The 2,715-nt window shown below is 45.3% G+C and carries 2 protein-coding genes; both read right to left on the bottom strand.

The features are described from left to right. Nucleotides 1-261: 261 nt before the first annotated feature. A complete protein-coding gene (locus tag IEY70_RS20710) occupies nucleotides 262-1,797 on the bottom strand; it encodes a DUF2135 domain-containing protein (protein WP_189066924.1) in 1,536 nt (511 codons plus the stop codon). Beyond that, a complete protein-coding gene (locus tag IEY70_RS20705; protein WP_189066923.1) occupies nucleotides 1,794-2,303 on the bottom strand; it encodes a hypothetical protein in 510 nt (169 codons plus the stop codon). Before IEY70_RS20705 ends, IEY70_RS20710 begins: the two co-directional genes overlap by 4 nt. Between the last annotated feature and the right edge of the window lie 412 nt (nucleotides 2,304-2,715).

Raw genomic sequence — 2,715 nt, 5'->3', positions numbered from 1 at the left:
CCCTCATTCTGAGGTCAGAAGCCGTGCTGGACGTCCTTTTCTAAAACTGAAAGATGTCAGATAATAGACATCTTACGAAAGTGGCTTGTTAGGCCGCCCAGGCTCTCCGCTTGTGTCACTTGCAACGAGGAATTCCGGCGCGGATTTAGAGGTCGGCAGGACTTTCACGCGATGCTCAATGGAATTCAAGTAGTAAAATTTGACAAAGGATAATGTTTTATTCCGAAGAAAAATTATAATATTTTTCACTTCTCTACTACTTCACTTAGAAAAAGTAGGCTTACCATTTAACCTGAGCACTTCCACGCCATTATGGATAGTGTGCCGTACGATCCACTCTCCAGGCCGTTGTGGATTTTTTGAGAGCTCAATGGTTAGCACCGGAACGGGATTAGCGCTACCTAAATCACCCTTTTGTGCCGGCAAAGTTAGGTTGATTGGAGTGAACGCTTTTCCGAAAGCAGTGAAAGCTAGCGTTGTAGTGATCGGCCCAGCACTGTAGTGATCCTCATAATAATTGACAGCGAAAGTAAATTTGCCCTCAGTCAAGGCCTCACAGGAAGCCGTGTAATGCTCTGGGCCGGTTCTGTAGCGATCATCCCAATCGAGCTCCCCAAAATCACCTTGTTGGTTATTGAAGTACACCATATTACCATTGGGCTCGATAGTATGAAGATCAATATCGCCGCGTCGGTTCCATATCAAAGTAGCAACCAATGGTCCTACACTGCCTCTTCTGGGGGTTGAACTTAGTACGGTGTTTTTGATCATCTGAGTTGTTGCTTTACTAATATCCAGCAGAGAATTCGGGGCATATTTAACGAATGAAGGGTCCCCTTTAGTGAGATCTCTGGCTGCACTATCGTAAGTGCCTAGATAAATGGCCGTCATGCTATGACCACCAATTCCGAATTTATTATCAAGAAGATAGTAATTGGTTTCATCTTCCGATTTCAGATAATTAGGAGGGGTTGTCGGCGATAGAGTGATTTTTCCGCCGATACGCGCCAGCAGCATGGCATTGTCGCCCTCCCAGGTAATATGATTGCCATATTTACCACCCACAAATCGACCATCAGCGGAAGTGGGAAGTGCAATATGAGCAATGTTAAATTGTGTAGCAATAAAAGGAGGGTTAGTTACTTTAGCTTCTTGTGCCAAATCCTTAGCCAGGGCATTAGCATAGAAATTTCCTTGACTATGAGCAACCCAAGTTAGCGCGCGGCCTTGCATCAAGATGGATCGACTCTGATTGAGCATGATATTATAGGTCCTTCGATTATCCCGCTCTATAATATCCATGTTCGTCTCAGAAAAGTAGGTTTTCCCAATAAAATCTAAAACGATAGCCGCCTCCGGAGCGGTCAGTGCCGTATAAGTTTGCGCAGTTCGATGGAGCATTCGGAATGGAAGTTTGGTGTTTTCTACTATATCCCACACCTGATCGTACGTCAAATTGGGCAATTTGTTTTTAAGGGAAAAAACTGTATTTTCAATCATATCATTTGCAAAACCACTACCCGCTCTGTTTAAACCATAGCTGTGATTATAAAATAAGGCGTATTTAGGTGCATGATTTACGGATTCTCCATTGGGATTGATCGCGGGCGGCTCAAATCCTTTCAGTCTATCTCGCATAGCCATCCAATTATCGTGTGCACCATTTGGGCTAACCATCATGCCATTAATGTGGGCAATAACATGGCCGGTAGTCTCATTTCCGCAGTAATTAATAGCTTCGGCAGCATTAAATCCCAGAAGTAGCGTTATCGAAGTGCTCAAAAAGATCTTATTCATTTTCTTGCTCCACAGCTAGTAGAATCTTCATCAAAAATAGCCCCAGATATTACACTACTGACCTTTTGATATGCCCTTGCGCGATTCTCATTATTTATAGTGCGCGACACTACAAACTCTCCAACTTCCTTCATTGCATCAAGTCCGAAATTATCATATATACAGGTTTTATCAATAAAAAAGTTAGTTGTGGCATCTACTTGAGCTTGCACTTGCTGAGGAGTTTTAAAATCCTGCTCACTTGAAATGAGTAGAGCTTGGAAACTACGGGCAACTTTGAGTGCTTCCTGCTCGAGGGGGCCATCATATTTCTCCGATATTTCTCTCTGAACATCATCGCGTGTGCCGTCCTTATCTGTATCTTGTCCAGCAACACTGGGCTCATTCGCGCTGATGTCCGCGTTGTAAGTCTCTGCAGGAGACCCCGAAGTGCTACCTGAAGTGCAGGCTGTGAGAAGACTAACTGTCAATGCGAGGCATAACATATTTGGCAATTTTTGAATCATGGGGGAATATTAGATTCTCATTAACAGGGCGTGGGGCAGATTTCAGCGCTCAATGGGTGCACCCGTTTGGGGTGATTGACATTCGAATTTATCGGCGAGTGTTTTTAGCTATCCAGTATCCGCTCCAGAGATCTTCTATGCGTGGTTATGGCTGTGTTTTCAGTACCGGACATCTTTGATTTTTGATCGACTGAGACGCAGTTCGCTGATTCCTGCTCTGGGTCACATCCGTGGGTAGTTGGCTGGAACTATGCCCGACACCACTGAAATGGGAGCGTCCGGGGCGTATCCCCGGACGTGTCAAAAGAGCTCCCACTCGAACGTTTCGTCTGTCAGAACCCCGCCTGGCCAGTCCAACACCGCGCTCAGCAGGGAAACATCAAGCTCCGCCGACGATACGGCCCTCACCACC

The sequence above is a fragment of the Deinococcus seoulensis genome (genome assembly GCF_014648115.1).
Lineage (GTDB): Bacteria > Deinococcota > Deinococci > Deinococcales > Deinococcaceae > Deinococcus > Deinococcus seoulensis.
This window is presented reverse-complemented; position numbering and strand designations above follow the sequence as displayed.